Source organism: Xenorhabdus vietnamensis (assembly GCF_002127535.1).
GTDB lineage: Bacteria > Pseudomonadota > Gammaproteobacteria > Enterobacterales > Enterobacteriaceae > Xenorhabdus > Xenorhabdus vietnamensis.
On the sequence record NZ_MUBJ01000002.1, the window covers coordinates 223,813 to 231,829 of the forward strand.

At 40.2% G+C, this 8,017-nt stretch carries 5 protein-coding genes; all 5 read left to right on the top strand.

The annotated features are described in order from the left end of the window. Positions 1–2 precede the first annotated feature (2 nt). Complete coding sequence (gene tssI, locus Xvie_RS03170; protein ID WP_086107920.1) at positions 3–2,018, top strand: type VI secretion system tip protein TssI/VgrG; 2,016 nt, start codon at positions 3–5, stop codon at positions 2,016–2,018. Next, positions 2,018–3,229 carry a DUF4123 domain-containing protein gene (locus tag Xvie_RS03175; protein WP_086107921.1) on the top strand — a complete coding sequence of 404 codons (1,212 nt, stop codon included), beginning with the start codon at positions 2,018–2,020 and terminating at the stop codon, positions 3,227–3,229. Before tssI ends, Xvie_RS03175 begins: the two co-directional genes overlap by 1 nt. Positions 3,230–3,247: 18 nt before the next feature. Further along, complete coding sequence (locus Xvie_RS03180; protein WP_086107922.1) at positions 3,248–6,421, top strand: toxin VasX; 3,174 nt, start codon at positions 3,248–3,250, stop codon at positions 6,419–6,421. Between the two features lie 56 nt (positions 6,422–6,477). Beyond that, positions 6,478–7,452 carry a hypothetical protein gene (locus Xvie_RS03185; RefSeq protein ID WP_086107923.1) on the top strand — a complete coding sequence of 325 codons (975 nt, stop codon included), beginning with the start codon at positions 6,478–6,480 and terminating at the stop codon, positions 7,450–7,452. A gap of 98 nt (positions 7,453–7,550) precedes the next feature. Continuing rightward, positions 7,551–7,730 (top strand): hypothetical protein, encoded by a 180-nt coding sequence (locus Xvie_RS03190; RefSeq protein WP_086107924.1) that lies wholly within the window; start codon positions 7,551–7,553, stop codon positions 7,728–7,730. Positions 7,731–8,017 lie beyond the last annotated feature (287 nt).

The following is an 8,017-nucleotide window of genomic DNA, read 5'->3' on the forward strand; positions in this document are numbered from 1 at the left end:
CAATGGATGGATTAGTTTTCACTTGCCAGATAGGTGCACTGCCGCAGTCCACGTTTCAGGTAGTGGATTTCAGCTTACAGGAGGGGCTATCACAACTCTTTCACCTGTCGATGACAGTTGTCAGTGCTTTTAATAATGTGGCACTCAATGAACAATTGGGTTCCAGTGCTTCTCTGACGGTGATTCGGGATGGTGTCACTGAGCGAACCGTCAATGGTGTTGTGGCCGGAGCCGAGCAGGGTAATACGGATGGTCGGCAAACTTATTACACTTTTATTATCCGTCCGGAAATGTGGTTGATGACACTCAATCAGGATAGCCGGATTTTCCATCATCAATCCGTGCCGGATATCCTTGGTCAATTGCTGAAAGAACATCGCATCAAGGCAGACAACAAGTTTTATAAAGATCACCAGCAGCATTCGATACGGGAATATACCACCCAGAAACGCGAATCTGCCTATGAATTTTGGTGCCGGCTGGCTGCGGAAGAAGGCATTATGTTCTGGTTCGAAGAGGACAGATTGTTTTACAGCAATTCTCATCTCGGCATGTTGGCGGCATTGACATTGACCTACAATGTACAAGCAAACACAGATAACAGTGATTTGACAGCATGGCAGTGGAATTACGGCGAATATCTGTGCCCAGATGAAACGATCCATAAAGATAATAATTTCCTTCGGCCTTCCTATCCTCTGCAACATTTGACTGCACTGGAAAATGGCAATGGCGGGAACCATTCTGTATTTGAAAGTTATGGACGTTTTCAGAGGGATGCAGAAGGTCGCCCTTTCACCCAATTGCGGTTGGAACAGTTGCAGAACCAGAGCAAAGTCGGTAAAGCGAGTACCAACTGCATCAAATTACGACCGGGTCGGATATTTGTTCTGCAATCCCACCCGATTGCGACAATGAATGATCGCTGGCAGGTTGTTACTGTCACACATCATGGGCATCAGCCACAAGCTTCCAGAAACGCGGGGGAAGGGACAACGTTAACCAATCACGTCACCTTTATTCCGGGCAGGCAGGATTGGCGCGCGCCTTTCCAATATAAGCCGCTGGCGGATGGAGATGAAGTCGCAACCGTCGTGGGGCCGGAAGGTGAGGAGATCTACGTTGATAAATATGGCGCTATCAAAGTTCATTTCCATTGGAACCGTTACGATGAAGCGGATGACCGTGCTTCCTGCTGGGTGCGTGTAGCGCAAGGCTGGAATGGTGATGGCTATGGTTTTATGGCCATTCCGCGCATTGGTCAGGAAGTGATTATTTCCTACCTGAACGGGGATATTGATCGCCCGATAGTGACGGGCTGTACCTACAATGGGCGTAACCGTCCTCCATTGGATCTGCCCGCAGAAAAAACCCGCACCACCTTTAAAACGCATACTCATAAAGGCGAAGGATTTAACGAACTGCGTTTTGAAGATGCGAAAGGTAGCGAGGAAATTTATATCCATGCCCAGAAAGATCAGCTTATCCAGATAAACCACGATAAGACCCAACGTGTTGGTCACGATGAAAGCCACCATGTCCTGAACAATCGCAAACATGAAATCGGCAACGATGAATTCATCAGGATCATGCATGAACAGCACATCCAGATTGACCTGAACCAGTTTGAAACCATCACCAAAGATCGCAAAACCTGCATCAACAACAACTGGCAGGAAAATATCTTTGCGGATCACCTGCAAGAAGTGGGGCGGGACAAAACCGCCAGAATCAACAACAACTATACCCTGAATGTGGTCAACAATATCCAGAGCCTGACGAAAGTCCATACCCTACAGGCCAGCGAATCCGTGCTGATCAAAGGCAAGGCGGGGTCGATTAAGCTGGATGGTTCAGGGGTGACGATCACCGGCAAAATCACCCTGCAAGGGGATGTTTCGGTTACGGGGGGCAGCCCGGGCACGGTGCCGTCACTTAGCGGATCAGCCAATGAAGGGTTGGTAATGGCAGAGGATTGCCGGGAAAAAGCCCGTAAGCAGCAGGAGTCATCGGAATAATGTCCTGGATACCTGATTATGTCGAACATTGGGTGGTGGATTATTCCTATGCCACGCAACAAGGTGAGGACTACTCTGCCCAATCGATTGTCCGTGCAACGAGCAAGCCGCAGGCTTTGTCGGCGCTGGTGGAATATGTCCTACAGGTGGGACATTCACCGGGGCAATATCAAAGTATTCAGCCGTTGCCTGAATACCTTGCCGCCAGCCCTTGTGTCGAATTGCCGCTATTGCGGCAGTTTCGGCAGGGGATGGAACGGGGGGCTCAGGTGATACCGCTGAATGCACGCAGTATCAATTCCCCTCTGCCTGCCGAACGTGGCGTATTGCAGTTCACTGTAATGGAAACCATGCCCGCCAGAGAGCACCGACAGTACTGTTATATGGTGATTGACGCCACGGTTTACCGTCGGGTGATGGGCAGTTTTATCGTGCCTGACCTGATGGTTTCCAACTTGCGATGGGAAAGCCTGTTTCAGGGGGAAACCCAAATCACGCTCGAAGACAGCGCCCCTTATCTGGTGGAATTAACCGATGACATAACGGTGTGCTCTGCCTTTCAGCAAAAGATCACACAACCGAGCACGCCAGAGCTGGGTATTTTTATCGACAGTGACCAGCCATTTCCCGTGATCCGTAATCACCTGCGTAAATTCACCTACCTGAGGAATGAACAACAGCAATCATGGGTGTTTTACCGCTTCTATGTACCGCAAGGCTTGCTCCCGTTACTAAAAAGCCTGCCGGATGAACAGCTGATGCACTTTATGCGCCCGATAACACGCATCGGTTATTTCGATAGCCAGACGGCACAGTACTACGCCCTTTCTCTGGCTGAAAACGTACTGGATCAGGAGAAAACGGCACCCGTGGCAATCAACCCCTATCTGATGAACCTATTGGCGGGGCAGACCCAAGAGCGGGCGGTGGCTCAGATAGTCAAATTTATTGCAGAAACCCAACGGGAACTGTCACCAGACCAGAAAAAACAACTGCCAGCCTTTGTGGTGCAACAGATCAATTTTGCTTGTCTGGCGGGTTTTTCCCATCAGCGTTCCATTCTGCATTTGGTGGCGGGCAGAAGTCTGGCGCGGGATAACGAAGAGCTCTGGCAACGGGCATGGCAGCATGCCTGTGCAGAAGCACAACTGCAAGAGGCGCGGGCACTGATTTGTTATGAATATTGTTTTAAAAACCGGATATTAAGTTAACACAAGGAAATAAGATAAATGGAAAAATCGATATTAACGAACACAAATGACGCTCTTGAGACCGCCGCGAAAAAAGTGGAAAAAACATTTGAAGAACTTGTCGATATGGCGAGGGAATACATACCCCATGAATTGGATATGGATACTGTTGTCAGACCCTGTGACGTCAATATCCGGCCTGTTTATCCAGCCAGATATGCATATATGAACTTTTTTGGTTCAGCAAAAAACGCAAAAGCCGAGTTACCATCCCCAATATATGATTATATTGACCCAGAAATTCTGTCACTATTTCCGGCAGACGGATATTGCATTCGAATGCCCAGAGCTGGTTGGATATATGTAAAGGAAGAAGAACCGTTAAAAACACGGGGATCTCAATATAAAGGGAGATTATTGATTTTTAAGTATGGTCCTCAAGTTGTAGAGGTCAAAGATGGTGTAAGAGGATTAATGGTAAAATATACCCAATATGAGAGAAAAGTGGATAATGCATCCTGGGGAAAAATACAACCTGCTAATGGTTCAGCGGGATTAGGCTATCCTTTTCTGGCTCTTAATAAAGACGTATCCAAAATTAGTATTGTTTATAGTGAGGTTTCTTTTTCCGAGCGAATCCTAGACAAGATAGATAACGATGAATCTTTTCGCAGAAATGCAATGCAGTTTGTTGATCTGGATGATGAAAAATCTTCATATGCTATTGATGCCACAGAGGAGCATTTAAAAACCCTGATAGAAGAATTTAAAGAGGTTGGAGAACAATTTGAACGCTATCATGAACATTTACAAGATCCAAACGCGCCTCCCGTCAATCTTGGTGATTTAACTACAGAAGATACTTATAAAATGGATGTCGATCTGGTGATGCGTCAGATGGATAGTGTGCTATGTCCGTATTATAAAGACAAAGCGAAAATTGTTGTTTTACATGACCCAGTCGGATATCAGCGTGATCTTTTGAATGTTCATACTTTGCTTTCTATTTGGCAGAGAAGTTACATGGCTACCAATATATATCCTCTCACAATAGGCCAATTTATTGAACAACTGGAATATGCTGTAGTAGATAATTTTACACTGAGTGAACAATTTAAAGATAATATCCATTTAGATAATTGGAAAACGTGGTGGCCTAAACTTATAGATCCGATTAAAGACGTAAATGAAACTCAGGAAGCGACTGTTGCTTTATATAGGGGGTTCTTTGAAGACCCTGGTGTTTCTGATAAATTAGGTGGCCTGACTCATTATTTCAGTAATTTCTTCTCTGTGAATGAGCGAAAAGATGACCTCAGTGAAGAAGATGCCAAAGAATTTAAGATATTTAGTACTCTTATTTCAGAGTTACTTGAACCACTAAAAAGCTCAGATGCAGGAATGTCTATATCACTGCGTGTATTAGCGGGGGATCTTGCCTCAGAATCTAGTAGCACTTGGGATGTTGTTCGCAACGGTGTTGTCAACACCTTAGGGCATGATGGAGCAAACAAAGATGTAATGGCAAAATATGTTACTATCGGGGTAGATAAATTATTAAATGCCACGGCTGAAGTTATTGCACATTTATTTGTGGTTGGAGCGGAAAAGGCAAGTCAGATATCAATGTATGCCTATGCAGGAAATGTTGAAAAGCTAAACCAATATTTCACTATCAAGTGTTTGTCTTTTTTAGGCGTTGAAATACAGAAAGGAAAACATGTTGTATTAGATGAAAAAGAGTGGAATAAATTATTAAAAAAATTAGGAGAATATAAAAATCAAGGGATTCCAGGTAAAATTAAAGGAGGTATGTCTAAAATTAATGCTGAGCTGAAAAAATGGGGAGGAAGGAAAGTATTCAATTGGTCCAAAAGAATTGACAACTATATTTATAGATTATACGTAAAAATACCTATAATTAAATTTAATCAACCAAAATTCAATGTTGTGGCTATGCGCCATTTACAACATCAAACCAGTGTATTATTTGATTGTAGTTTGAGTGGGTTAGATTTATACATGAAAATGTATACATTTTACTCATTAGCGTCACAATCTAATTTTGACCAAAATGACCCGCTGAAAGCGAGTAGCAAAACTCTTTATATTCGTCTTACATATTTAAATACAATCATTGGTGGAATGGTTGCAGCAAGAAATTTTTCTGAGTACTTAGGAAAGGCAGCAGCAAGGGCGGAATTACTGGCACAGAAAATAAATCGTCCTGCAATTGGCGCTTTGCTGGGCACAGTATCACGTAATCTTATGTTAAATAGCGATTATGTGAAAATAATAGCAAAGAGAGCTGTGGTGGCAACGGGACTTTTGAGTGGAGGGCTTTCATATTATGACGCTTATCATGCTTATTCTATAGGTAATCAGATGGAAAGTTATTCGCACGCCGCTATTGGTACAGGTACATTAATAATGACTGGTACATTTTTGCTAGCCACTCCGGCAACTGGAGGCGCAATTGGAGCAGCCGCGGCAGGAGGAACCGGATTAGCATCATTAGGAGGTCCTATATTTTGGGCGGGCGTGACATTAGCAGCAATGGGATATATTGGTGTGATTTTATTTAGTAAAGATGAATTTGAAAACTTATTGAATAATTGTTTTTGGGGAAAGGGAAATAAGTATGCTTTTTGGGATACCAGAAGGCCGAATGATATAACTGAACAGTTTTCTAAGACCAACGAAATGGATGATGATACAAAAAAAGCATTTTTAGTTGAACGTCAAGAGTTTTTAAATATTTTTATTAAACCAGTTTTGAAAAAAGAAAATAATAAAAAAGGAAAGGTAATTTATAGCTTTTTATTACCTGGTTTTAGATTAGGTGAATCAGAGCTGGTTTATAAAATCTCGAAATCTTCTCATGGTGAGGAAGGAAGAAACCACCCTAGTTATTATTTTACGTTGATGGGTTATGAGAGGGCTAAGGAGAGATTTGAAAGTTTAATGGAATATGCACTATCAAATATATTTGATAAAAACAAAAAATCAGGTAATGAAAATTCAATTGATGAAAATGGTACTCTTACTTTGTCATTAGAAATTGAAGAGGAACATGCTAAGTATTTAAATCTTTCTTGGTACTATATGCCTACTGAAGATACCATTTCTCCTTTACGTTATAAGTGGGGGGAGGAGCCAATATGGGAAAATGCAATTTATGGATATAATGATACAAAATTACTCTACCTGTAATTTTAATAACAAAAATGGTCAGTAACAGAAGTGTTAATAATAAAAGAGTTTAAAAAATGAACGCAAGAGAAAGTAATGATATCAAAATAAGCCGACTATCAACAGTGTGTGATCCTCTCTTGAAGGAAGATATTGAAATATTAGATAAGGAACAATTAGAAAATGAAGGGGCTGTTGAAATAATTAATGATAAAAATTGTGTAATAATTAACGAGATTAATAGTCACCGGACAAATATTATTATTCCTGCTCTTATAGGATTTTTATTAGGATTCTGTTTTTTTATTAATGATTATGTTAAGGATTGGAGAGGTGATGAGAAGTTTTACCTTGGGATGGTTACTATTGCTAAGAAAAGATATGGAGATGAATTTTATTTGAATCCTAAACTTCCTGAGCACTTTAATAAATATGAATATATTAGAAATTCCAAAAATATATCTTTACTACAATATTTTCATATTCGTTATACGGATAGTGGATTTTATGAAAAATCTAAAGCACGCAATGATTTATTGCTAGATGGAGGTTTCTTCCTACTATTCCTTACTACGAATACATTTTTTTTGTATTTGCTATTTTTCTCTCGTAAATTAGCTCCATTCGTTATTGATAGAGAAAAGCAAATTTTTTACACGTGGGCAAAAGGAAAAATGTATGTTGCACGCTATACACAATTAGAAGCTGTACATTATAAAAATATATTGCTTTTAAGAACTTATGGCTTTGATGAAAATAATAATTTGTTTATTCATACTTTTAGGCCTCGGATTCCTAATATCCATAGTTCATGGATAGGAAAGGCCTATTTATTGACCTTTATGGCGAAATATTTAATTCAAGGAAAAGAGGTTGTCAGTTCAGTCGATTTTCAACGTCAAAGAACGTTATTTGCATCGTTATTTATTTTGCGTCAAGAACCCAAACCAACTGATTGGGAATCTCAAATCGAAGATATTTTGGCTGAGTTGGATAAAATCATGCCTCCAGATACATTGCAAAATGAGGAAATATCTAAGGATAGTGTTTGATGAAAAAATGGATTTGAGTGCCCAAAGTTTATAATTTATCAGCAGAGCGTTTATTAATGCTCTGCGACCATTTTAAAAAATTAGAGTAATATTACATTATGGATTCAATCGTAAAATGGTTAACAAAAAAATCTGAATATAAAAATAAAAATGGTATTAGGGTTAGCCGGCTATCAACAGTGAGTGCTCCTTTCCTGGATGAAGACATTGGCATGCTGGATAAAGAACAAATAAAAATAAAGGGTTTTATTGACTTAATTGATGATAAAAAATGTTAAATACGATATGGCAGGAGTAATTATTGTGAAAATATTTTACTTACTTCTTTAGTTGGTTTTTTATTAACGATGTTATTAATACATGGAAAGCAAATGAAAAATTTAATTTAACAATCATCAATAATATTAAAGATACATATGGAAATGATTTCTATCTAAATCCTAAAGTTCCAGATTATGATAAGATTTATAGCTAAATCATATTAATATGACATAATATCTAAATCTAAGATGACAAGGCATAAAATGAGATGGGCTACAGCTTAGATTTTCGAAAGCGAGTACTG